Below are 22,112 nucleotides of genomic sequence, written 5' to 3'. Positions count from 1 at the left end.
GCGGACGCGCGCGGAGTCGAGGTGGAGGCCGAGCGGCCGACCGGTCCGCGGGGTCCCCGACTCCGGCGAGGGTGAAACAAGACATCGTCCGAGACGGGCCACGACATGAGACAGGCTGTTCTGTTTTGCGGTAGCCTGCGCGCCCATGGCCCAGGACGTGAACGCCGTCGGGCGGCGTCGCCGGCGCCGCAGCGACGTGGCGCTGAACCGCACGAAGCTGCTCGAGGCCGCCCGGCACCTGCTGTCGGAGGACCCCGACGTGAGCATGGCCGCGATCGCCAAGGCCGCAGGCCTCGGCCGGCCGACCGCCTACCGGCACTTCGGGACGCGCGAGGAGCTCGTCGAGGCGGTGCGCCGCCAGGAGCGCGACGACGCCGAGGCCAACGAGCTCGAGTTCGTCCGTCCGGCAGGGGAGCTCGCCCATCGCGCGCCGACGCCCCTGTCGGTGACCGACGTCCTCAACAAGGTGCCGCCGTTCCAGCTGGGCGACCAGATCGTCGCGGAGGCGCAGCGGCTGGCCGGGGTCACGGCGGCGGCGATCTACCTGTGCGACCTCGACGGCACGACGCTGCAGCGGATGGCCGGCGGCGGCGGGTTCCCCGCGAGCCTGCCGGCCCCGCTGGCCGTCGGCCCGGAGATCCCGCGCGAGGGCGTCGCGGTCCTGCGCGCGTCGATCCAGGCCGTGCTGCCGGGCGTCGCGGTCGCGCCGATGTACCTGCGGGGCCGGGCGATCGGGGTGCTGGTGGCGATGGGCGCCGCCGACGACGCCCTGCGCGACCTGGCGGCCGAGGCGGCGGCGGCCATCGCGCTGGCCGACGACTACACCGACGCGATCGGCGGCGTGCGCCGGGCGCGACCCACCAGCCCCGCGGCCGAGATCCAGCAGAACCTGCTGCCTCCGCGGATCCTGCGCATCGCCGGCGCGCTGATCGCCGGCAACGTGCTGCCCGGCTACGACATCGGCGGCGACTGGTTCGACTACGCCGAGAACCGGGACTGCGCCTGGATCGGCATCGCCGACACCGAGGGGAGGGGCCCGCGCGCGGCGGGCCTGGGGGCGGTGATCCTCGGGGCCTTCCGCGCCGCGCGGCACCGCAGCACCGACCCGGCGGTGGTCGTCCGTGCGATGCACGAGGTCCTGCGGGAGGTCTCGGACGCCACCTCGCAGGCGCACGCGACGATCGCGACCTGGAGCGGGCCCACCTCGACGATCCGCTGGATCACGTGCGGCGAGCACGCGCCGGTCCTGATCACCGCCGACGGCACGCTCGAGCTGCTGGGCGACGGCATGCTGCCGCGGCTGGGCCGGCGCGGCCTGACCACCAGCCCGAAGGTCCAGGAGCGCCGGCTCGAGGACGGCGACCGCCTGCTGCTCCTCTCGGACGCGATCATCGACCGGCCGATGCTGGGCGGGGGGACGCTCGGCCTCGACGGCGTCCGCGAGGCGGTGGCCAAGGCGCCGCTGGCCTCGGCCGCAGGGACGTTGCGGGCCATCGAGGACGCCGTGCGCGAGGCCGTCGACGATCCGCTGGCCGACGACGCCACGCTCGTCGTGCTCGTGCCCAACCCCGCGGTGTCCGAGGCGGAGAACGAGGGCTAGGCGAAGCCTCGCCCAGGGGGCTCGTTTCGCTGCGGGTACTCGCCCAGGGGCTCGTACCCGCGGTCCACTAGGGACCCACGCTCCTAGGCGAGGGGCGGCGCAGCCGGTGAGGGCCGCGCCGCCTGCGCCACGTGCTCAGCTGCGGGTCACGCTGGAGGCGGTCTCCGAGACGGCGGCCTTGCCGTGCTCCAGGGCCTCCTGGCCCGTGTCCTTGATCTGGTCCTTGACCTGGTCGGCCATCGGCCCGATCCGCTCGTCCTCGACGCGTGTCGAGGGGATCACCATGCCGGCCAGGAAGCCGACGGCGACCGCGCCGACGGCGAGGCCGAGCGGGTTCTCCTGGGCGACGCCGGCGGCGCGCCTGGCCCCCTGCTTGACGTCGCCGGTGCTCGGCGTCGCCTCCGACGCGCTCTCACGAGCGCCGACGAGCTTGTCCTTGACGGAGTCGACCTTGCCGGTCACGGAGTCCTTCGCCCGGCCCTTGACGTCGGCCTTGTAGCCCAGCGCGTCGACGGTGTCGCCCATGCGCTCGCGGGTGTCCTCGATGTCCCTGCGGATCATGTCCGGGTCTTCGCCCATCGCACGTCCTCCTTCACGGTCTCGACGGTCTGCGGCGCCGGCGGCGTCGCCTCGGTGATCTTGTTGCGGCCCTGGAGGGCCAGGACGCCGGCGACGGCGCCCCACACCACGGTCAGGATCAGCGCGGCGAGCCACGTCGCCATCGCCGTGTCCAGCAGCGCGACGAGCATCGCGGTCAGCGAGCCCAGCGTCAGCAGGCCGGCGACGCCGGCGCCGCCGAGCATCCCGGCGCCCACGCCGGCGCGCCTGCCCTGCTGCTCCAGCTCGGCCCGTGCCAGGGTGAGCTCCTGCTTGACCAGGTTGGAGGTCTCCTCGGAGAGCTGCTTGAGCAGCTCGCCGACGGGCCGCTCCCGGAGCTCCTCGGACTGGTCGGCCATCAGACCGCTCCCGCGGAGGGCGCCGCGCCGGTCCCCGGCGAGGCCATGCCGTTGCCTGGGGTGCGCATGGTGTCGCCCGGCTCGGGTAGGCGCGGCAGCGGCCGCGCGTCGATGCTCGCGGACCGGTACCGGTCGCCGCTGGACGCCTTCAGGAAGCGCGAGGCCGCGAAGCCGAGCGCCAGACCGCCGGCGACGACCGCCCACGGGTTCTTCCGCGCGGCGTCCTCGACGTCGTGCAGGATCTGGTCGGCGTCGGAGTCGGTCAGCCAGCGGCCCGCCTTCTCGACGTGGCCGGCGGCCTGGTCGGCCAGCTTCGCCGGACCCTCCTTGCCCTGCTGACGCAGTTGCTCGCCGACGGCGCGAAGGTCGCCGCCCTGCTCGCTCACGCGGCGGCCCGCGTCGGTCGAGCGCTGATCGATCTGGGTGCGCACCTGGTCGCGCGCCTGCCCCGCCGCCTGCTGGGCCTTCTCCTGCGCCTGGCCGGCGACGCCGGCGGCGCGGTCCTTGACCTGGTCGCTGGTTGATGTGTCGGTCGGTGCCATCGGTCCCTCCGGGGACTCGGGGAATGCTGTCGCGGGCTGCGGTCCCCGAACCGTGCGACGTGTAAACGAGACAACCGGCGATACGGACACGGCTGGCGACGCGCCGAAATGAGACACGCTGCAACCGCTTGCGAAACACGCCTTTCCCGGCGAGCGCGGGCGCGCCAACCGTGTCAGCCGCGCCGGCTCTTCGCGCGGCGGCGGCCGTCGGAGCCCTGGCGCCAAGCTCCTCCAGCGTGTTGCGCAGCGCCTCCTTGCCCTTCTTGGAGCAGAAGGTCCGGTGCCCGATCCGGGCGCCGTCGGTCAGATGCACCTCGGGTCTACCCGCGCGCGGGCAGGTCGAGCGTCTCGGCGGGCGGCGTCCCCTCGTCCAGCTGCTGCTGGCGCTCGATCTCGGCGTTGAGCTCGGCGCCGACGAGCAGCGCCAGGTTGCTCAGCCAGAGCCAGCTGATGAGGAGGATCGCGCCCGTGAACGCGCCGTAGACGGCGCCGAGGTTCCCGGCGCGCGAGACGTAGGCCGAGAAGCCGGCCGACCCGAGCAGCCAGAGGAGGACGCCGACCACCGCGCCGGGCGTGACCCAGCGGAAGGAGCGCTGCTCGACGTCGGGCGTGACGTAGTAGATGAAGGAGAACACGAACATGACGATCGCGACCGCGGCCGGCCAGCGGGCGACGTCCCAGATCCGCGCCACCGTCGGGCCGAGTCCGACGAACCCCAGCAGGTCCTCCGCGAAGCGCCCGCCGACGAACACCAGGATCAGGCTGACCAGCCCGAGCGACATCAGCAGGACGGTCGACGCGACGTCGATCGCCTTGCGGCGCAGGAAGCTGCGGCCGCCCTCGGCCTCGAAGACGACGTTCAGCGCGCGGCGCGCGGCCTCCAGCGCGCCGGTCGTGCCGTAGAGGGTCACGACGACGCCGAACGCCAGCGTCGTCGTGGCCGTGCCCTTGGCCTGCAGCGCGTTGCGCAGCGAGCTGTCGAGCGGGACGAGCACCGACGAGGGCGCGACGTCGCTCAGATAGCCGAAGATCGCGTCGTAGGTCGCCGGGTACTGCCCGACCAGCCCGAGGATCGAGACCGCCAGCAGCAGCGCCGGGAACAGCGACATCAGCGCGTAGTAGGTCAGTGCCGCCGCGTGGTGGGTCATCTGGTCGTCGTAGACCCCGCGCGCGGTGCGGGCGACGATCGCCCGTACCCGGGCGGCGCGCGACGGCAGCTCAGCGCGCACGGGGGGTGGGGGGCTCGAAGAGCATGCACCCGTGGGGTACCCGCGAACCGTCTCCGCAGGGCAACCGGACCGTGGTCCGGTTATGCTATGGTGAGTCATGTCATGGAACTCGGAATCTTCGGCGTCGGCGACCTCCATCCCGACGCCCACACCGGTCGGACCCCGACCGAGCACGAGCGCATCACGGGCATCGCCCGGATCGCCAAGCACGCCGAGGACGTCGGCTTCGACGTCTTCGCCCTCGGCGAGCACCACAACCCACCGTTCATCCCCAGCTCGCCGACGACGATCCTCGGCTACGCCGCCGCGAAGACCGAGCGGATCACGCTGTCGACCTCGACGACGCTCATCACGACCAACGACCCGGTGAAGATCGCCGAGGACTACGCCACGCTGCAGCACCTCGCCGGCGGCCGGGTCGACCTGATGCTCGGCCGTGGCAACACCGCGGAGGTCTATCCGTGGTTCGGCTACGACATCCGCGACGGGATCGCGCTCGCCGTGGAGCACTACGCGCTGCTGCGTCGCCTGTGGGACGAGGAGGAGGTCACGTGGGAGGGTCGCTTCCGCGGACCGCTGACGCGCTTCGTCGCGACCCCGCGGCCGTTGGACGGCGTGCCGCCGTTCGTCTGGCACGGCTCGATCCGCAGCCCGGAGATCGCCGAGCAGGCCGCCTACTACGGCGACGGGTTCTTCGTGAACAACCTGTTCATGAGCCACGACTACTTCAAGCAGTACGTCGACTTCTACCGCGAGCGCTACGCGCACCACCGCGACGCCGGGCGCCACTCCGGGCTCGAGGGCGGCATCGTCGGCGCGGGCGGCGCGATCTACGTCCGGCCCCGCTCGCAGGACGCCTGGCGCGAGTTCCGCCCGACCTTCGAGGGCCATCCGATCCTCGGCAGCTCGGGCAGCCTCGAGGCGGCGGTCGCCAACACCGGGCTCAACGTCGGCAGCCCGGCCGAGATCGTCGAGCAGGTGCTCGCCCAGCGCGAGCAGTTCGGCGACTACCAGCGCCAGCTGTTCGCCGTCGACATGGCGGGCATCCCCGAGCACACGGTGCACGAGCAGCTCGACCTGATCGGCAGCGACGTCCTGCCGGTCCTGCGACGGGAGCTCGGCGCCGCCGGCGCGTCCGCCGGGTCGGCGACCGTCACTCGGGCATGATCCATGGGGCGAGCTGCTCGCCGCGCGCGAGCAGCGTGGCCCGCTGCAGCGCGCGGGTGCCGTAGCGGTCGCGGATCGCGTCGACGGCGGCGTCGAGCGCGTCCTGGTCGCCGCCGTTTAGGGGTGCCGTAGGCGGCCGGCGAGGCCGAGGCCCACGACGGCCAGCCGTCGCCGCCGCAGGTGGGTCCCCCGTCGCGATAGCGACACAGTCTCCTAGCGGCAGCTCGAGCTGCACGCCGGCGTCCCCGCGCTCGAGGTTGGTGACCGTCACGCCAAGCAGCGTCAGGCCGCGCCGGGCGATCGTCTCGCGCTCGGCGTCGATCAGGCCGCGGAACGTGACCAGCACGGTCGCCGTCGTCGCGGTCGGGCGTCGCAGGGTCTTGGACCGGGTGGCGCGCGAGTAGTCCGAGAAGCGCAGCCGCAGCACGACCGTCCGGCCGACCTTGCCGGCCGCGCGCATGCGGCGCGTCACGCGGTCGACCAGCGCGACGGCCACCGCGTCGAGCGCCTCGGGTGAGCGGCCGCGTGAGCCGAGCGCGCTCTGCGACCCGAACGAGCGCCGCCCGCGCCCGGCGCGCACGCGGCGGGGGTCGCGGTTGTGGGCGACCGCATGCAGGTGGCGCCCGGCGGCCCGTCCCACGACCCGCATCAGCACGTCCTCGGGCAGGCCGGCGAGCTGGCCGACCGTCACGATGCCGTGCTCGCGCAGCCTGACGGTCGTCGCCGGGCCGACGCCCCACAGCCGCTGGACCGGCAGGGGATCGAGGAACGCGCGCTCGGCTCCGGGGGCGACGACCAGCAGGCCGTCGGGCTTGGCGGAGTTGCTGGCGATCTTGGCGAGGTGCTTGGTGGTCGCGGCGCCCACGCTGATCGGCAGGCCGACCTGCTCGCGGACCTCGCGCCGCAGCCGCCGCGCGATCTCGGCGGGCGTCCCGCTGATGTGCTCCAGGCCGCTGACGTCGAGGAACGCCTCGTCGATGGAGAGCGGCTCGACGGTCGGCGCCGTCCGCTCGAGGATCGCGAAGACGGCGCGGCTGGCCTCGACGTAGACCGAGAACCGCGGCGCCACCACGATCGCCTCCGGGCAGAGCTGCCGGGCGCGCCGGCCGCCCATCGCCGACCGCACCCCGAACGCGCGCGCCTCGTAGCTGGCGGCCAGCACGACGCCCGGGCCGACGATCACGGGCCGCCCGCGCAGCCGCGGGTCGTCGCGCTGCTCGACCGCGGCGAAGAACGCGTCGAGGTCGGCGTGGAGGACGGACGGGGCGGATCGCACGAACGTATGTTCGCATCCGGGTGTGCGCGAGGCAAGCGGCGTTGCACCGCTCGCGGGCCGCTCCGGGCGACCGCGTCAGGCGGGGACGGGCGCCACGCGCCGCACCGCGGCCCAGCGCTCGATGCGCGCGCAGGCGAACCCGGCCAGGGTGACGATCGCGCCGAGCACGAGCCATCCCGGCTGGCCCCAGGTGATGCAGAGGCCGATGAGCAGCGCCGGCCCGACCGCCTCGGTGATCCCCATGCTCAACCCGAACACGCCTTGGTATTGGCCTTGCGCCTCGGGCCGCGCGAGCGCGAACGACAGCTCGAACATGCCGCCGGCCTGCCAGACCTCGGCCAGCGAATGGATCGCGATCGCCGCGATGAGCAGCGCCAGCGCGACGCCGGCGCCGGCGCCGGCAGACAGGGCGATCAGCGCCCAGGCCGCCAGGAACACGGGCCCCGAGCGCAGCACCATGCGCGCCGCCGAGCGCGGACCGTCGATCGAGCGCGTCGCGGGGACCTGGAGCGCGGCGACGAGCAGCGCCGCGATCAGGAACAGCACCGCCGCCGACCAGCGCGGCGCGTGGGTGTGCAGCGTGACCCACAGCGGAAGCACCACGATCGGGACCTCGTACTGGAGGCTGGCGATCGCCGCCGAGAAGGTCAACGCGAGGTACGGCTTGTCGCGCAGCGCGAGCCAGCGCTGGGCGTCGTGCTCGCCGTCGCCGGCGGCCGTGCGCGTCGGCGGGCGGCGCGGCAGCCGGGCCACGACGGCGGCGGCGAGCACGAAGCTCAGCGCGTCGGCGATCAGCATCCCGACGTACGCGCCCCGTGTGTCGAGGGTCAGCACCAGCGCGGCGCCGAGGCTGCCGATCGCGAGGCCGACGTTCGTCACCGCGCGCAGGTAGCTGCGCAGCTTCGCGCCCTCGCCCTCCTTCGCCACGAGCCCGATGAGCGCCCCGCGCCCGCTGCCGTTGCCCGCGCCGGCGATGGCCGCGACCCCCGCCACGAGCGCGAGCGCGACGACGCTGTGGACGGCGATGAGCGCACAGGCCGCGACGGCCTCGACGAGCATCGCCACGATCACCACCTCGCGCGCGCCGCGCCGGTCGGCCTGGTCGCCGATCACGACACCGCCGACGAGCCCGCACAGCCCACCGAGCGTCAGGCCCAGCCCGACCTCCGCCGGCGACATCCCCGCCGAGCGCGTCAGGTACAGCGTGCCGGCGGCGAAGTAGAGCCCGCTGCCGGCCATGTTGACGAGCGTCATGATGGCCATGAGCCGCTGCTCGGGATCCGACGGGCCGCGGAGAAGGGTGAGGAGCCGCATTGGTGACATCCCACCACAGGAGGCGGCGGACCGCTCCGGGCCGCTGAGCCGTATAGGGAAGGACACCCGACCGGAGACCATGCCCATGCCTCGGATCCTGCCCTGCCTGCTCTGCGCCGCCGTGCTGCTCGGCGCCGTCGCGAGCGCGACGCCCGCGAAGGGCCCGCTCGTCGATCCGGACGAGAGCCCGGATCCGCGCGGGCTGTCGGTGACGGCCAGCGGCCTCGCGTACGTCGCGCGACCGGCGCGGCTGAGCGAGGCGTCGATCCGGCGCGCCGTCGTGGCGACCCGGCCGCGGGCGATCGAGCGCGCGGTCGCCGAGGCGCGAACCCGCGCGGGCGCGCTGGCGGCCATGGCGGGCGTCGCCCTCGGGGACGTCCAGGCCGTCACCGAGCGCGATCAGGTCGCCGAGCTCGGCTACGGGGAGGACCGCTACTGCGGCCCGCGGTCCCGGCCGCGCTGCCGCGTCCCGCTGTTCGGCGCGGCGACCGTCACCGTCACGTTCGCCACCGCGGAGACCTCGGCCGCCGTCGCGGCGGGCCGCGCGCTGGTCGCCGAGGGCACCGGCCAGGGCCGGGTCGCCCCGCGCGACCGGCGCAGCAGCGCCTCGATCAGGCATGCGCTGCGCGCCGCGCGCCTGGCGGCGATGCCCGCGGCGCTGGCCGAGGCCCGGCGCGACGCCCGAAGCATCGCGGCGGGCGCGGGTCTGCCGATGGGCGCGCTGTTCTCGATCGCGGAGGTCCGGCGGCCCTACGAGGACCCCGCGCTCGGCGCGTTCGGGCCCGGTCGGTTCTGCGGGACCGTCAGCCGTCCGGTCTTCCGGCGCGATCCCGCGACGGGGCGCCGGAAGGTCGTCGGTCGCGTGTCGCAGCGCCGCTGCTTCTTCTCGACCACCGCGACGATCGCGCTGCGCGTCACCTACCTGCCCGGGTGAGGCGAGCGTGCAGCCGTAGCCTTGGTGGCGCGTGCGCAAGGTGCTCCTGCTCGTCCTCGGCGCTGCGGCCCTGGTGGCCGGAGCGCTCGCGGCGTCCGCCGCCGCATCAGCCATTTCGTTGCAGGGCCTGGCCCCGTTGCGTGTTGGCCATTTCGTTGCGGGGCCTGGCCCCGTTGGCGTTGGCGCGCCGCATGCCGAGGTCGTCGGGCGATCGGTGCAGGGGCGGGCGATCCGGCTCGTGCGCGTGGGCTCGGCGGCGGCCGCGCAGCGCGTGCTCGTCGTGGGCTGCATCCACGGCACCGAGCGTGCCGGGCTGGCCGTGACCCGGGCGCTGCGGGGCCTGACGCCGCCGCGCGGGGTGCAGCTGCTCGTGCTGGACGAGCTCAACCCGGACGGCTGCGCGCACGGCACGCGCGGCAACGCCCACGGCGTGGACCTCAACCGCAACTTCCCGTGGGGCTGGCGCCGGCAGGGCGGGATCTTTGCATCCGGTCCCCGGCCGGGCTCCGAGCCCGAGACGCGCGCGGCCATGGACCTCATCCTCCGCGAGCGCCCGCGCGTGACGGTCTGGTTTCACCAGCACTTGGATCTCGTCGACGCCCAGCGCGGCGCCGATCCGGCGATCCTGCGGCGCTACGCGGCGGTGTCGCGGATGCGCCTGCATCGCCTGGCGCCCCTGCCGGGCACCGCCTCGCGCTGGCAGAACCATCGCCTCGCCGACACCAGCGCCTTCGTGGTCGAGCTGCCCGCCGGACGGCTGTCGAGCGCGGCGGTACGCCGCCACGTCGCGGCGATCGTGGCGGTGAGCCGGATCGTCGCCGGCACGCCGTGAGCCGCCGACCGCGCGGCGGTCCGATGAGTTCGGGCGCCGCCCGCGGTCTGTACTGCCATGACGGACGTGATGCGGGGGTTCAGCGGCGGCGGCGGGGTGCTAGCCGCACCCGTGTCTCGGGGGGAATCCCCGATGTGCAATCGGTGCGCGGCCGGGACACTCGACGGCATGCTCCTCCCGGCCCCCAACCTCCCGCTTCGCCGCCCGGCGCCGCGGCGCAGCGCACAGCCGTGCGCCGAGGCGGCGGCGCCCCGGACGAGCGCGCCGGCGGAGCCCGGCCTCCCGACCGTCGACGTGCGCGCGATCGCGCGCCGCGCAGCGGTCCCGGCCGGCCTCGCCGCGGCCGCCGCGGCGGTGCTGGTGGCGGCCGGCAAGCCGACGCAGGCCTTCGCCGACGCGCTGGAGCGCGCCGTCCACGCCGACGCGCGCTGGGTGGCGGCCGCCGCGCTCTTCGAGCTGCTGTCGTTCGCCGGCTACGTCGCGCTCCTGTGGCTGGTGGCCGGTCGCGCGACGCCGCGGATGGGCGTGCGCGAGAGCGCCGAGGTCACCCTCGGCGGCGCGGCCGCCACGCGCCTGGTGCCCACCGGCGGCGTCGGCGGCGCGGCCCTCACGCTCTGGGCGCTGCGCCGCACCGGCCTCGACCACCGCCACGCCGGCCGCACGCTGCTGACCTTCCTCGTCCTGCTCTACGCCGTGTTCCTCGGCGCGATCGCCGTCGCCGGCACGCTGCTCGCGCTCGGCGCCGACGGCGCCGACGGCCCGCTCGCGCTGACCGCGATCCCGGCCGCGCTGGCGACCGCGGCCATCGTGACCGCCGTCGCGCTCGGGCTGCGCCACGGGGCCGCCGGCGACGCCGCCCACGCCGGCCGCCCCGGCCGCGTGCGCTCCGCCGGGCGGCTGCTCGGCGAGGCCGTCCACGAGGCGATCCACCTCGTCCGCGGCGCCGACGCGCGCCTGCTCGGCGCCCTGGCGTGGTGGGCGTTCGACGCCGCCGTGCTCTGGGCGATGCTCGACGCGTTCGGCGCCGGCGTGCCGCTCCTGGTCGTCGTGCTGGCCTACTTCGTCGGGCAGGTCGGCAACCTCATCCCGATCCCGGGCGCCGTCAGCGGCGGGATCGCCGGCGTGCTGCTGGCGTTCGGCGTCGACACCGACCTGGCGATCGTCTCGGTGCTCGGCTACCGCGCCGTCGCGATCTGGCTGCCCGCGCCGATCGGCCTCGCGGCGCTGGCGAGCCTGCGGACCACGTTGCGCCGCTGGGCGGTCGAGCCCGCGCCCGCGGGCTGATATCCCTCAGCGCATGAGGATCCTGGTGACCGGCAGCTCGGGGCATCTCGGCGAGGCGCTGATGCGCGTGCTGAGCGCCGACGGGTGCGACGTGGTGGGGCTCGACGTCCTCGACGGCGCGTTCACGACCGAGGTCGGATCGATCGCCGACCGCGCGTTCGTGGGCCGCTGCCTGGAGGGCGTCGACGCGGTCCTGCACGCCGCGACGCTGCACAAGCCGCACGTCGGCTCGCACAGCCGCCAGGAGTTCGTCGACACCAACGTGACCGGGACGCTCAACCTGCTCGAGGAGGCCGTCGAGGCCGGCGTCGGGCGGTTCGTCTTCACGAGCACCACGAGCGCGTTCGGCCGGGCGCTGACGCCGGGCGAAGGCGCGCCCGCGGCGTGGATCACTGAAGACGTCGTACCGGTCCCGCGCAACGTCTACGGCGTGACCAAGACGTCGGCCGAGGGGTTCTGCGAGCTCGTCCACCGCGACCACGGGCTGCCCTGCCTGATCCTGCGGACCTCGCGGTTCTTCCCGGAGGCCGACGATCGCGACGAGGTGCGCACCGCCTACGAGGACGCGAACCTCAAGACCAACGAGCTCCTGTACCGCCGGGTCGACCTCGAGGACGCCGTCAGCGCCCACCGCCTGGCGCTCGAGCGGGCGCCCGCGCTCGGGTTCGGGCGCTACATCATCAGCGCCACGACGCCGTTCACGCGCGAGGACCTGGGCGAGCTGCGCGCCGACGCGCCGGCGGTCGTCGCCCGGCGCTTCCCCGACCACGTCGAGGCCTACGAGCGGCTCGGCTGGCGGATGTTCCCGAGCGTCGAGCGCGTGTATGACAACGCCCGCGCCCGCGCCGACCTCGGCTGGGCGCCGCGCTACGACTTCCGCTACGCGCTCGATCGCCTGGAGCGCGGCGAGGACCCGCGCAGCGAGCTGGCCGGTCGCGGTGGGCGCCAAGGGCTACCACCCGGTCAGCACGGGCCCGTACACCGTGCGGTAAGGGGTCGCCGTCGTGGCCTGAGTGCCGGGCTCGCGCAGGTACGGGGTGCGGCGCCGGGATGCGCTCCATCCACCCGATGTGGGCGGCCCGCCTCAGCGCCACCATGCGTGCATGACCTCCTCCAGCACGATCACCCTGCAGCGCGCGACGGCCGACGACGACGCCGCTCTGCGCACGCTCTCCCAGCTCGACTCCGCCCGCCCGCTGCAGCGCCCGGCGCTGCTGGCCGTCGTCGACGGGCGCTCCGTCGCGGCCGCGTCGCTGAGCGACGGCCGCGTCGTCGCCGACCCGTTCACCGACTCCGCCGAGGCCGTCGCGCTCCTGCGGTCCCACCGCTCGGCGCTGCTGCGCTCGCGCGGCCGCGGCCGCCGCCGCACCAACCGGATCCCGCGGCTGCGCCTGCGCGCGGCGTAGACGGTCCACAGCGGTCGCGCAGCGGTGTGCTGGGCCCGCGGCGCTACGGGCCCAGCAGTCCGGCCGGAACGACGGCGACGCCGTCGGCGCGCCGATAGGCCTCGGTGCGTCGTTGCGGGCGGTCGCGCTGAGCTTGACCTCGATGTCGAGCTGCGCCCGCCGGGCGCGGCCCTGCAGGACGCGGATGCCGGGGAAGCCGGAGCACCGGGACGGTCCTACGGCACCGCGGATGCGTCGCGGCCGGGCGCGTTCGTGGCTGGTGTACGCGACCCGCCCGGCCGGGCGAGCTCGCCGAGGATGATGCGCGCGCCGCGACCTCGCGTGACGAAGCTGAAGATCCACCGGATGAGCACGAAGACGCGGTTCTCGAAGCCGATGAGGTAGTAGAGGTGCAGCGCCAGCCAGAACACCCACGCGGGGAAGCCGCTGAGGTGCAGGCCGTGCAGATCGGCGACCGCGCGGGCCCGGCCGATCGTCGCGACGTTGCCCTTGTCGAGGTAGCGGAAGGGCCGCAGAGGCCGGCCGGCCAGACGGGCGCGGACGGCGCGAGCGGCATAGCGGCCCTGCTGCATCGCGACCGGCGCGACGCCCATGAGCGGCTTCGCGGTCGCGACCATGTCGCCGACCGCGAAGGCCTCAGGGTGTCCGGGCACGCTGAGGTCGGGCGCGACCAGCAGCCGGCCGGCACGGTCGATCTCGGCGCCCGCGGCGTCGGCGAGCATCCGCGCCAGCGGCGAGGCCGTCACGCCCGCAGCCCAGATCGTCGTCCGCGCGTCGATCACGGTCTGCCCGCCGCCGGGCGCGTCCATCGTGACCGCGCCCGGCTCGAGGCCGACGACGGCGTGGCGCACCAGCGTCGTGACGCCGAGCTCGCCGAGCGCCTCCTCGGCCTTGGCCGACAGCGACGGCGGGAACGTCGCGAGGATGCGGTCGCCGGCCTCGGCGAGCAGGATGCGCGACTCGGACGGGTCGATCGTCCGGAAGTCGCGGCGCAGCGTGTCGCGGGCGATCTCGCCGATCTGGCCCGCCATCTCGACGCCCGTCGGGCCGGCGCCGACGATGACGAACGTCAGCCACGCGCGGCGGCGGTCGGCGTCCTGCTCGATCTCCGCCGCCTCGAACGCGCCGAGGATGCGGCGGCGCGCGTCGAGCAGGCTCTCCATCGACTTCAGCTCGGGTGCGGCGGCGGCCCACTCGTCGTGGCCGAAGTACGAGTACTGCGCGCCGCCCGCGACGATCAGCGCGTCGTAGGACAGGGGCGGCGGCTGCGTCTCGTCGTCCAGCACGGGGGCGAGCTGAACGCGGCGCGCGGCGAGGTCGAAGCCCGTGACCTCGGCCAGCAGCACGCGGACGTTCGGGTAGCGCTTGAAGATCGCCCGGAGCGGATGCGCGACCTCGGGCGCCGGCAGCGCCCCGGTCGCCACCTGGTAAGCGAGCGGCTGGAAGAGGTGGAAGTTGCGGCGGTCGACGAGCGTCACGTCGACGCCGGCCCTGGCGAGCTTCAACGCCGCCTGCAGGCCGCCGAACCCACCACCGACGACCACGACCGCGGGAGGGGAATGTCCGTCCACGCCCATGCTTCGCACGTTAGACCTCCGGGCGCGGGGCGCCGGCCGGCGATGTCCGTGCGGATCGTCGGACACACGTCGGTCGGTGCGCCGCCGCGTCGCCGCGCCGCCGCCCGGCCGGCGCGTTGCTGTCAGGCTTGACGGCGATGCCCGACCGCCGCCTCGTGATCGCCATCGGGGCGGTCATCGTCCTGCCGATCGTCTTCGCGGCGCTGGGGGCCGGCCGGGACGTGGGGCTGATCGTCGGCGTCGCGCTGGTCGCCGTCGGCGTCGGCTCGATGCTCGTCAGCGGCGGGCGCGACCGCGGCGACGACGGCTGACCCGGGTTCAGCGCTTCTTCGCCGGCGCCGCCGCGATCCGGAACGCGGCGCGCACGACCGGCTCGCTCCCGGCCCGCGCGACGAGGCGGTAGGCGCCGGGCTTCAGCGCGTGCCCGCCGATGCGGCCCGAGAACCGCAGCGTGTTGGCGCCGGTGCGGCCGGCCTGCGTCAGCTTGCCTGTCACCGTCACGTACTTCGTGCAGCGGCGGCCGCCGGCGGTCTGGGCCGTCGAGCACGTCGTGCCGCGCAGCCGGCCCGTCACGGCGCGCTGCACACGGAAGGTCACCTGCGCCGGGGCCGAGAGCTTGTAGGTGAGGCGCGTGCCGCGGCCCGTGCCGGTGCCGGATCGGAAGGCCCGGGGGCTGAGGGCGAGCGCGGAGAGGACCGGCTTGACCGGCACCACCCGCGGCCCCGTCACGGGCGGCGGACCATCCGGCGACGCTGCGGCCACCACGGTCACGCTGACGCCGGCGGCGCCGGGGACGCCCGCGGCGTCCACGGCGGTGAGCGTCGCGGTGTGCACGCCCGGCGTGGCGAACGCATGGGTCGCGCCGGCGCCGGCGGGCACCGCCGTCCCGTCGTCGAACGTCCACTGGTAGCCGGCGATGGCCTCGCCGGGATCCGGGTCGGTGGCCGAGCCGGTGAAGGCGACCGCCTCGCCGGCCACGGTGCTGGTCGCGCCGGCCGTCGCCGTGACCACCGGCGCCCGGCGCTGGTACTCGAACGCGCCCGCGTCGCGGCGCCCGCCGATCACCCGCGGCAGGCCGTCGGCGTCGGTGACCGACTCGCCGGCCGCGAGCGCGCCGGGCGTCGCGGCGTCGACCAGCGGCGAGTCGTGGCGCAGCCGCCAGTCGCCCGCGGCGGCATCGACGAACCCGGGCGTCGTGCTCAGCGGGTTGGACGCCGGCTGCAGCGCGGGCGTCGCGGCGCCGCCGCTGCCCGAGCGGAGGACGCCGGCGGTCTCATAGCTCGAGAAGCTCGTGGTGAGCGAGGCGACCGAGCCGGCGCCGGCCGCGGTGAGGGAGATGGCGTGGCCGACGCCGGCGATGACCGAGTCGCGCAGCGTGGCCGTCGACGCCTTGCCGCTGCTGGCGTCGATCGACACCGCGACGGCGCCCGGTGCGCCGTGCACGATCGTGACGTGGCGCAGCGCCGCGGTCGCGCTGCCGTTGACGTTGGCCGCCGACATGATCCCGGTGCCCGACGAGCCGCCGAGGTCGACGATCGTGTCCTCGACCGTCAGCGCCGCGTAGTACGCGAGGATCCCGTAGGACGAGCCGGCGAGGCGCGAGCGGCGCACCATCACCGGGCTGCCCGAGGCCTGGATCGCATAGAGGCCGCTGACCCGCGAGTCGGCCAGCGTCGAACCGCCCTGCAGGCTCGCCCCGGTGCCCCCGGGCATGGCCAGCGCGCCATGCGCGAACGACGCGCCGTCGGCGACGACCACGCCGGTGGGGGAGACCGCGCCGGCGGCGGGCGTGATCGCGACGTTCTCGGCGGTGCCGCTCAGCCTGAGCCCGTCCATCCCGGTGCCGCCCGGGACGACGATCGCGAGGTCCCGCACAGTGGTCAGCGCGCCGGCGGCCATCACGGCGCCCGAGTTGACCACGTCGCGCGTGAGGATCGTGGTGGGTCCGGCGCCCTGCAGGATCAGCGCGTCCCCGGCGTTGGCGGCGAACGCGGGGACGGCGCCGCTCCCGCGCAGAGCCTGCCCGACGAGAAGCCGCCGGCGCCGATGTCCAGGGCCGTGTTGGTCCGTGCCCGCGCGTTCTCCCACGCGATCAGGTGCGTGAGCTCGAGCACGCCCTCGTCCCCGTAGCGCTCACGCAGCGCCGCCACCTGCTCGTCGGTGACCTCCGGCGGCGTGACCGACATCGCCCGCCCGTAGCCGATGACCAGCAGCTCGTCGTCGTCGAAGAGCCCCGACCGCTCGGCGTCGTGCAGCGCCAGCAGCTGCTCGTCGCGCAGGCCGGCCCGGCGGGCGTACTCCGACCCGATGTCGAGGCAGAACTCGCAGGCGACCACCCGCGCGGCCTCGAGCACGGCCAGCTCGGCGAGCCGCCGCGGCACGCGCCCGGGGCGCTCGACGGCGCGGTTGTAGGCGGCGAACCAGCGCAGCAGCCGCGGATGCCGGGCGAAGACCAGCGTCGACTCGACGATCGGCGGCCCGTACCGGCGCCGCGCGAGGGCGGCGACGAGCTTCGCCTGGAGACCGGTGGCCGGAGCGACACGCGTCATCGGCCGATCCTGGCGGCCGCGGCGGTCGACAGCCAGGTCCAGTTCGCCGTCCGGAGACCGGACCACCGGCACGGGTGCGGCTACCCGCACCCCGGAGGACGGTGGGGGGCTCCCCGATGCGGCCCGGCCGCCGTGCGGGGAGGCTGCCGCCATGCTCCGTCACCTCCCCGCCGCGGTCCTCGTTCTCGGGACCGCCCTCGCCGTCGCGCCGGCCGCCCATGCGGCCAGGGCCCCGGCCGCCGACCTGCGCGTCGCCGCCACCAAGCCGGCGGCGGTCGCCAAGCCCGGCGACACCGTGACCGTCAGGGTCACGCTGCGCAACACGGGGCGGGGCAGGGCGGGGGCGAGCGTCACGCGCCTGTCGCTCGGCGCCGGCCGCACGTACGCCGCCGGCGACCTCGTCCTCGCGTCGCTGCGCCAGCGGGCGCTGGCCGGCGGTCGCAAGGCCAGGGCCGTCACCGCGAAGCTCCGCGTCCCGCTCGACGGGCGGGCCGCCGGCACCCGCACGCTCGTGGTCTGCGCCGACGCGCCCGCCAAGGTCCGCGAGCGCAGCGAGAAGGACAACTGCGCGGTGGCGGGCAGGATCACGCTGCCGGCCGTCAGCGCCGAGAGCCTCGTGGCCGCCGACCTGGCCGCCCAGCGCATCGATGGCGAGCAGGCGACGGCGCTGCGGCTGCTCGCGCTCGCCGCGCCGCCCGCGGCGCTGCCCGAGCGCTACCGCGGCGCGACCTCGACCGGCGCCGACGCGACCGCCGCGGTGACCGAGGCGGCGGCGCGCTTCACCAGCTACTCGCCCAAGACCCAGGCGCTCCTGGCGCCGCTGTTCTCGCCCCCCGGCCACGTGAAGGCCAAGGCCAAGGCGAAGCCCAAGCCCAAGGCCACGTCCAAGCCCAAGGCCGCCGCCGCCGCCCTTCGTCCGCCGGACCCCAACCACTGCATGGCCCAGACCGCCGGCCAGGTGCCCGACACCACCACGATGGGCAGCTACGTCGCGCCGGCCTCCAAGGTCACGTTCTGGTGGCCCAAGACCAAGAAGAACGGCCCGGGCCTCGCCAAGGCGCTCGCGCGTGAGCTGGACGCCACGATCTGGCCGAAGCTGACCGGCCTGATGGCCCGCACGCCCAAGGCCGACGACAACCTCGACTGCGCGCACGGCGGCTCCGGCGGCCTCGACATCTACCTCGTCGACATGATCGGCGGGCGCCCGTGGAACGCGAAGGTCGACCCCGGCCCGCACGGCGTCACGACGCCCTACACCTGCATCAAGGGCCAGCCGGGGTCCGGCTTCATGACGCTCGCCGACACCTCCAAGGAGACGCTCGCGCACGAGTTCTTCCACCTCCTGCAGCTCGCCTACGCCGACAAGAACGACTGCGACCGGCCGGGCTGGCTCGACGAGGGGACGGCGGAGTGGGCAGTCGAGTTCACCTATCCCGGCACGCTGAAGAACACCAGCGCGGTCTGGCTGGAGGTCTTCGAGGGCACGGGCCTGCTCGACCGCTCCTACGACGCGTGGCCGTTCTGGTACTCGGCCACCCGCGAGGCGGGCGCCAACGTCGTCCGCGCCGCCTACCACAACACCGAGATGCTGGACCGGATCCCGGCCGTCGACCAGGCCATCGGCACGTTCCGCAGCCGCTGGCCCGAGTTCGCCCGCTCGGCCTACAACCAGGCGCCGGTCACCAGCTACACCGACTGGACCAAGACCACGACGAAGCCCAACGTCGTCTCGGGCCTGCTGTCGCTGGGCGGCCAGAGCACCAAGACCGTGTCCTACGCCGGCAGCGCGATCCTCGACCCGCTCACCCGCGACTACCAGGGCTTCGCCTTCGAGGACAAGATCCGCAAGGTCACGCTCAGCGGCCTGCCGGCGGGCGAGGACTACAAGTTGCTCGCGCTCCTGCGGATGAAGGACGGCAGCTGGACCGAGCGCGACGTCAGCAAGGGCGTGACGCTCTGCCGCGACCGCCCATCCGAGGACGTGCAGGAGATGGTGCTGGTGGCCTCCAACGCATCGCCGACCGCGAAGCTGACCGCCGACCCGACGCTCACCGTCGAGGACGCCTGCGCCCTGCCGCGCTTCCGCGTGCTGTCGGCGAGCTTCGCCGTGCACACCACCGGCCTGACGGCCTCCAAGTGGGGGCAGAGCTGCGACGCCACCAACGTGTCAGGCACCGAGGACTACAGCGGAGAGCTCGACGGACCGGTCAACGACCCGGCGTTCAAGCTGACGCGCCAGCTCGGCGGCGGCCTGAAGGGCGACGTCTTCTTCGACGTGCCGGCCGACGGCATGACCGAGCTGCAGGGCTGCGACGAGCCCGACGAGACGCCGTGCACGACGACGAAGTCGATCCGCAAGGCCGACGGCAAGGACACGATCGGATTCGAGATCGAGGTCGAGCCCCACAACCCGCAGGAGGCCCGGCTTCGGTGGCGCATCCACGAGGCGTCGATCGGCTACTTCGACGCCGACGACTCGGTGTGCAACGTCTACGAGTTCTACAACTTCGTCGGACCCGACCAGCAGGTCAAGACCGTGCCGCTCGAGGACCTCCAGCACGGCACGCACACGTTCTCCAACAAGGGCTTCATGTCCTGGAAGGAGGACGAGAAGACCAGCACGCCCGCGACGCTCACCCTCGGCTGGGGCTACGACGTCGAGATCCAGGTGATCGACAAGGACGGCAACCCGATCCCGTGAGGCCGGGGCAGCGCGTGCGTCAGGAGCCGAAGTCGGCCACCAGGGTGGCGCCCGCCGCGCCGAAGGGCGTGGCGGGCACGTGGCCGACGCCGACGACGCGGTAGCTCGGGCTGAGCATGATCCGGCGGTGCGGCGGGCTGCGCAGCCACGCCCGCACGAGGGCCGCCGGAGAGGAGTTGCTGCCGGCGCCCCACGCGAGGTTCTCGCCGAGCCGCCAGCTGTCGCGCCCGCGCGTCCAGCCGGTGCCGGCCACGCGGCCGCGGAGCGTCTGGCCGGTCGGCGAGACGTGGTCGAAGTAGTGGCGCGCCACCATGTCGTGCGCCTTCTGCCGAGCGGCGCGGCGCAGGAGCGGATCGCGCCGCAGCGGGCGCAGGCCGTAGGCGCGGCGGGTCGCGTTCATGCGGCAGAGCGCGATCGCGGCGGGACTGCCGTGGCAGGCGCTTGCGGAGGCGACCCGGACGGCGGGCGACCCGGCGCCGGCCGTGCGCGCAGCTGCCGGGACGGTCAGCGCGCAGACCAGCGCCAGGAGGCCGGCGAGCAGGGGCGCGGGGCGCATGCCCAGAGGCAACCGGCGCTCGCCTCCGGTGCAATCCGGTCGGCCGCTCACCCGAGGCCGGCTCGCGATCACGCGCGGCTGCGACGCCGGGGCGGTCGCGTCCGCGCACCGCAGACCAGCACGCCCTCCGGCCGACCCGTCCGTCAGCATCGAGTCCGTGACGAAGCAGGAGAAGACCGAGCAGGCCCCCGCCGGGGTACAGGAGCGGATCGCCGAGCTGGCGGCGGAGGTGCAGCGGCTCAACGACCTCTACTACGGCACCGGCGACAGCCCGCTGCCCGACGCCGACTTCGACGCGCTCAAGGACGAGCTCGCCGCCCTGGTGGCCGAGCATCCCGAGCTCGAGCCGGCCGACAGCCCGCTGGACAAGGTCAACGCGCCCGCCCAGCTGACGGGCCCGACCGTGCGCCATGCGCGCCCCATGCTGTCCCTGGCCAAGGCGACGACCGAGGAGGCGATCCGCACCTTCTGCGCGCGCTTCGCAGGACAGGTCTTCCGCGTCTCGGAGAAGCTCGACGGCCTGTCGCTGAGCATCGTCTACGAGGACGGCAGGCGCGACTACGTCGCCACGCGCGGCACCGGCGAGGTCGGCGAGCTGGTCACCGACAAGGCGCGCTGGGTCCTGCCCGACCTGCCGGCGGAGATCGACGTGCCCGGGCGCGTCGAGGTCCGTGGCGAGGCGCTGATGCCGCGCTCGACCTGGCAGGCCTACAACGACGCCCATCCCGACAAGCCGCTGACCAACCCGCGCAGCGGCGCCGCCGGGACGTTGATGCAGAAGGACCCCGAGGCCGCAGCGGCCTCCGGGCGCCTGCTGCGCTTCTTCGCCTTCGGCGCCGAGCGCGCCGACGGCCACGAGATCGATCCGACCGCGCTGGGCATCGAGCTGGCGGCGCAGGAGCTGTGCGAGGACGCCGACGCGGTGATCGAGGCCATCCACGCGATCGGCGCGCGCCGCGACGGCCTGGACTACGACATCGACGGCGCGGTGATCCGCCTCCACGAGCCCGCCGCCTTCGAGGCCGCCGGGTTCAACAGCGCCGAGCCGCGCGGCGCGATCGCCTTCAAGTACCCGCCCGAGGAGAAGCTGACCAAGCTGCTGGCGGTCGAGTGGCAGGTCGGCAAGATCGGCCGCATCGCGCCCCGGGCGCGCGTCGAGCCGGTGTTCGTCGGCGGCGTCACGGTCGAGAACATCACGCTGCACAACCCGCGCCTGATCCGCGAGCGCGACCTGCGCATCGGCGACACGATCGCGGTCGTCCGGCGCGGCGACGTCATCCCGTTCGCCGGTCGCTCGATCCCCGAGGACCGCGACGGCAGCGAGGAGGTCATCGTCGCGCCGACGCACTGCCCGTCGTGCGGCACCGAGCTGGAGATCCGCGGCACCGGGGAGGAGCGCTGGTGCCTCAACCTCCAGTGCCCGGCCCAGGCGACGCGCCGGCTCATGCACTGGGCCTCGCGCGCGGCCGCCGACATGGAGGGCGTCGGCGACGTGTGGATCGAGAAGCTCGCCGACGACGGCCTCCTGAAGCGGCGCAGCGACTTCTACACGTTGACCACCGACCAGCTCCTGGCCTACGAGCGCATGGGGGAGGTGAGCGCGGGCAAGATGGTGGACTCGATCGCGGCGTCCAAGGGCGTGGGCCTGCGCCGCGCGCTGATCGGGCTCGCCATCCCGATGGCCTCCGAGGGCGTCGCCAAGCGGCTGTGCCTGGCGGGCTACGGCCGGATCGAGGACGTGATGGCCGCGGGCGCCGAGGAGCTCGAGGCGATCCGCGACATCGGCCCGAAGGTCGCCGAGAGCGTCGCGGCGTTCTTCGCCCGGCCGGAGATCGTCGAGGAGATCGGCGAGCTGCGCGCGCACGGCGTGAACCTCGACGTGCTCGACGAGGACCGTCCCGTCGACGCCGCAGCCGCCGCCGACTCGCCGCTGAAGGGCGCGACCGTGGTGATCACCGGGGCGTTCACCGACCCGCGGACCGGCTCGAAGATCAGCCGCCCGGACGTGACGCGGCTGGTCGAGCAGGCCGCGGCCACGGCCGTCTCGTCGGTGTCGTCGAGCACCGACTACCTGCTGGCGGGCGCGAACGTCGGCGCCGCCAAGACCGCGAAGGCCGAGAAGCTCGGGGTCACCGTGGTCGATCAGGACGAGCTGTGGCGCTGGCTGGCCGAGGCGGGCGTGGCATGAC

19 protein-coding genes and 1 pseudogene are annotated in these 22,112 nt (G+C 74.7%); 10 read left to right on the top strand and 10 right to left on the bottom strand.

Annotated elements, in window-relative coordinates; all coding sequences use genetic code 11:
* Positions 1-145: 145 nt before the first annotated feature.
* Positions 146-1,600, top strand: a complete 1,455-nt coding sequence (locus VK501_RS09945) for a PP2C family protein-serine/threonine phosphatase (protein ID WP_324337148.1) — start codon at positions 146-148, stop codon at positions 1,598-1,600.
* A gap of 135 nt (positions 1,601-1,735) precedes the next feature.
* Here the strand turns inward: VK501_RS09945 and VK501_RS09940 are convergent, their stop codons facing one another.
* The 4 genes from VK501_RS09940 to VK501_RS09925 all read right to left on the bottom strand — a co-directional run bounded on the left by VK501_RS09940 (position 1,736) and on the right by VK501_RS09925 (position 4,327).
* Positions 1,736-2,179 (bottom strand): DUF3618 domain-containing protein, encoded by a 444-nt coding sequence (locus tag VK501_RS09940; protein WP_324337146.1) that lies wholly within the window; start codon positions 2,177-2,179, stop codon positions 1,736-1,738.
* Positions 2,158-2,556, bottom strand: coding sequence for a phage holin family protein (locus VK501_RS09935; protein ID WP_324337144.1), 399 nt, complete (start codon positions 2,554-2,556; stop codon positions 2,158-2,160). Before VK501_RS09935 ends, VK501_RS09940 begins: the two co-directional genes overlap by 22 nt.
* On the bottom strand, positions 2,556-3,098 hold the full coding sequence (locus VK501_RS09930) for a hypothetical protein (protein WP_324337142.1): 543 nt from the start codon (positions 3,096-3,098) through the stop codon (positions 2,556-2,558). The genes VK501_RS09935 and VK501_RS09930 overlap by 1 nt, the downstream gene beginning before the upstream one ends.
* 320 nt (positions 3,099-3,418) lie before the next feature.
* Positions 3,419-4,327: a YihY/virulence factor BrkB family protein gene (locus VK501_RS09925; RefSeq protein WP_324337141.1), complete on the bottom strand. Its 909-nt coding sequence runs from the start codon at positions 4,325-4,327 to the stop codon at positions 3,419-3,421.
* Between the two features lie 102 nt (positions 4,328-4,429).
* Between VK501_RS09925 and VK501_RS09920 the strand changes: the two genes are divergently transcribed.
* Positions 4,430-5,494, top strand: coding sequence for a CE1758 family FMN-dependent luciferase-like monooxygenase (locus tag VK501_RS09920; protein WP_324337139.1), 1,065 nt, complete (start codon positions 4,430-4,432; stop codon positions 5,492-5,494).
* On the opposite strand, the gene dinB is transcribed toward VK501_RS09920, so the two are convergent.
* A complete protein-coding gene (gene dinB, locus VK501_RS09915; RefSeq protein WP_324337137.1) occupies positions 5,481-6,770 on the bottom strand; it encodes a DNA polymerase IV in 1,290 nt (429 codons plus the stop codon). The two genes, VK501_RS09920 and dinB, sit on opposite strands and share 14 nt — an antisense overlap.
* Before the next feature lie 75 nt (positions 6,771-6,845).
* Positions 6,846-8,084: an MFS transporter gene (locus tag VK501_RS09910; RefSeq protein ID WP_324337135.1), complete on the bottom strand. Its 1,239-nt coding sequence runs from the start codon at positions 8,082-8,084 to the stop codon at positions 6,846-6,848.
* Between the two features lie 85 nt (positions 8,085-8,169).
* Here VK501_RS09910 and VK501_RS09905 point away from each other — a divergent pair, with 85 nt between their 5' ends.
* From VK501_RS09905 to VK501_RS28740, 5 genes and pseudogenes are all read left to right on the top strand, one after another.
* A complete protein-coding gene (locus VK501_RS09905) occupies positions 8,170-9,018 on the top strand; it encodes a hypothetical protein (RefSeq protein ID WP_324337132.1) in 849 nt (282 codons plus the stop codon).
* A gap of 31 nt (positions 9,019-9,049) precedes the next feature.
* Positions 9,050-9,850, top strand: a complete 801-nt coding sequence (locus VK501_RS09900) for a DUF2817 domain-containing protein (RefSeq protein WP_324337130.1) — start codon at positions 9,050-9,052, stop codon at positions 9,848-9,850.
* A gap of 168 nt (positions 9,851-10,018) precedes the next feature.
* A complete protein-coding gene (locus VK501_RS09895) occupies positions 10,019-11,134 on the top strand; it encodes a YbhN family protein (RefSeq protein WP_324337128.1) in 1,116 nt (371 codons plus the stop codon).
* 13 nt (positions 11,135-11,147) lie between these two features.
* Positions 11,148-12,126, top strand: a pseudogene (locus VK501_RS09890) (NAD-dependent epimerase/dehydratase family protein).
* 111 nt (positions 12,127-12,237) lie between these two features.
* Complete coding sequence (locus tag VK501_RS28740; protein ID WP_349260993.1) at positions 12,238-12,540, top strand: hypothetical protein; 303 nt, start codon at positions 12,238-12,240, stop codon at positions 12,538-12,540.
* A 215-nt stretch (positions 12,541-12,755) separates the two neighbouring features.
* Here the strand turns inward: VK501_RS28740 and VK501_RS09885 are convergent, their stop codons facing one another.
* Positions 12,756-14,117, bottom strand: a complete 1,362-nt coding sequence (locus tag VK501_RS09885) for an NAD(P)/FAD-dependent oxidoreductase (RefSeq protein WP_324337124.1) — start codon at positions 14,115-14,117, stop codon at positions 12,756-12,758.
* A gap of 137 nt (positions 14,118-14,254) precedes the next feature.
* Between VK501_RS09885 and VK501_RS09880 the strand changes: the two genes are divergently transcribed.
* On the top strand, positions 14,255-14,428 hold the full coding sequence (locus tag VK501_RS09880; protein WP_324337123.1) for a hypothetical protein: 174 nt from the start codon (positions 14,255-14,257) through the stop codon (positions 14,426-14,428).
* Positions 14,429-14,435: 7 nt separating this feature from the next.
* On the opposite strand, the gene VK501_RS09875 is transcribed toward VK501_RS09880, so the two are convergent.
* Together VK501_RS09875 and VK501_RS09870 are read right to left on the bottom strand one after the other, a co-directional pair.
* A complete protein-coding gene (locus tag VK501_RS09875) occupies positions 14,436-15,617 on the bottom strand; it encodes a PKD domain-containing protein (protein ID WP_324337279.1) in 1,182 nt (393 codons plus the stop codon).
* Positions 15,618-16,078: 461 nt separating this feature from the next.
* Entirely contained in the window at positions 16,079-16,666 is a 588-nt protein-coding gene (locus VK501_RS09870) for a carboxymuconolactone decarboxylase family protein (RefSeq protein WP_324337121.1), read from the bottom strand.
* A 151-nt stretch (positions 16,667-16,817) separates the two neighbouring features.
* On the opposite strand from VK501_RS09870, the gene VK501_RS09865 reads away from it, so the two are divergent.
* Positions 16,818-19,367: a CARDB domain-containing protein gene (locus tag VK501_RS09865; protein ID WP_324337119.1), complete on the top strand. Its 2,550-nt coding sequence runs from the start codon at positions 16,818-16,820 to the stop codon at positions 19,365-19,367.
* A 19-nt stretch (positions 19,368-19,386) separates the two neighbouring features.
* Here VK501_RS09865 and VK501_RS09860 read toward each other — a convergent pair whose 3' ends face one another.
* A complete protein-coding gene (locus VK501_RS09860) occupies positions 19,387-19,923 on the bottom strand; it encodes a CAP domain-containing protein (RefSeq protein WP_324337117.1) in 537 nt (178 codons plus the stop codon).
* Positions 19,924-20,080: 157 nt separating this feature from the next.
* On the opposite strand from VK501_RS09860, the gene ligA reads away from it, so the two are divergent.
* Positions 20,081-22,111 (top strand): NAD-dependent DNA ligase LigA, encoded by a 2,031-nt coding sequence (ligA, locus tag VK501_RS09855; RefSeq protein ID WP_324337115.1) that lies wholly within the window; start codon positions 20,081-20,083, stop codon positions 22,109-22,111.
* Position 22,112: the final 1 nt, after the last annotated feature.

It is taken from the genome of Baekduia sp., from assembly GCF_035318805.1.
Taxonomy (GTDB): domain Bacteria; phylum Actinomycetota; class Thermoleophilia; order Solirubrobacterales; family Solirubrobacteraceae; genus Baekduia.
Note: the sequence above shows the minus strand (reverse complement) of the source record. Positions and strands in the feature narration are given on the sequence as shown.

Coding starts and splice junctions, on each gene's coding strand:
- VK501_RS09920 (WP_324337139.1), top strand. CDS start 4,430: ATGGAACTCGGAATCTTCGGCGTCGGCGACCTCCATCCCGACGCCCAC.
- VK501_RS28740 (WP_349260993.1), top strand. CDS start 12,238: ATGACCTCCTCCAGCACGATCACCCTGCAGCGCGCGACGGCCGACGAC.
- VK501_RS09860 (WP_324337117.1), bottom strand. CDS start 19,923: ATGCGCCCCGCGCCCCTGCTCGCCGGCCTCCTGGCGCTGGTCTGCGCG.
- VK501_RS09895 (WP_324337128.1), top strand. CDS start 10,019: ATGCTCCTCCCGGCCCCCAACCTCCCGCTTCGCCGCCCGGCGCCGCGG.
- VK501_RS09905 (WP_324337132.1), top strand. CDS start 8,170: ATGCCTCGGATCCTGCCCTGCCTGCTCTGCGCCGCCGTGCTGCTCGGC.
- VK501_RS09930 (WP_324337142.1), bottom strand. CDS start 3,098: ATGGCACCGACCGACACATCAACCAGCGACCAGGTCAAGGACCGCGCC.
- VK501_RS09940 (WP_324337146.1), bottom strand. CDS start 2,179: ATGGGCGAAGACCCGGACATGATCCGCAGGGACATCGAGGACACCCGC.
- VK501_RS09875 (WP_324337279.1), bottom strand. CDS start 15,617: ATGTCGGCGGCCAACGTCAACGGCAGCGCGACCGCGGCGCTGCGCCAC.
- VK501_RS09935 (WP_324337144.1), bottom strand. CDS start 2,556: ATGGCCGACCAGTCCGAGGAGCTCCGGGAGCGGCCCGTCGGCGAGCTG.
- VK501_RS09870 (WP_324337121.1), bottom strand. CDS start 16,666: ATGACGCGTGTCGCTCCGGCCACCGGTCTCCAGGCGAAGCTCGTCGCC.
- VK501_RS09880 (WP_324337123.1), top strand. CDS start 14,255: ATGCCCGACCGCCGCCTCGTGATCGCCATCGGGGCGGTCATCGTCCTG.
- VK501_RS09865 (WP_324337119.1), top strand. CDS start 16,818: ATGCTCCGTCACCTCCCCGCCGCGGTCCTCGTTCTCGGGACCGCCCTC.
- VK501_RS09885 (WP_324337124.1), bottom strand. CDS start 14,117: ATGGGCGTGGACGGACATTCCCCTCCCGCGGTCGTGGTCGTCGGTGGT.
- VK501_RS09910 (WP_324337135.1), bottom strand. CDS start 8,084: ATGCGGCTCCTCACCCTTCTCCGCGGCCCGTCGGATCCCGAGCAGCGG.
- VK501_RS09945 (WP_324337148.1), top strand. CDS start 146: ATGGCCCAGGACGTGAACGCCGTCGGGCGGCGTCGCCGGCGCCGCAGC.